The 471-nt window shown below is 30.1% G+C and carries 1 protein-coding gene; it reads left to right on the plus strand.

Annotation, left to right across the window (positions count from 1 at the left end; all coding sequences use genetic code 11):
- Positions 1–256 (plus strand): GNAT family N-acetyltransferase (locus tag KI356_RS26625; RefSeq protein WP_212936950.1); only part of this gene is annotated, 256 nt, incomplete at its 5' end.
- Positions 257–471: the final 215 nt, after the last annotated feature.

Below are 471 nucleotides of genomic sequence, written 5' to 3' on the forward strand. Positions count from 1 at the left end.
TGATAAGGAATATAGAAAAAATGGAATTGGGTCCTCTTTAATGGAAGAATTAATCACAATTGCAAAGGAAAGAGAATATATGACCTTAATTGCCGGAATTGACGCAGAAAATGAAAAAAGCATTGCTATGCACGAAAACTTTGGATTTGTTCATTCAGGCACAATTAAAAAGGCCGGTTATAAGTTCAATAAATGGCTAGACTTATCTTTTTATCAATTGGAGCTTAATGGACCTGAAAATCCTACTGAGAAATAGATATATCAGTTATGCGAAATAATTTTTTAAAAAGATAGTGTGAAGAACTTTCATACTATCTTTTTCTTATTGTATTCAAGAATATCATTTAACAAATAAAGGGTTTTTACATTCTATATCGAATTTTCAGAGGGTGATAAAATGATATAGAAAGAGGAATGAATATGGAAACTGTCATACGAAAAATAAAAGAAATACAAACTGGCCAAGTCGGA

Source organism: Bacillus hominis (assembly GCF_018332515.1).
GTDB lineage: Bacteria > Bacillota > Bacilli > Bacillales > Bacillaceae_G > Bacillus_A > Bacillus_A hominis.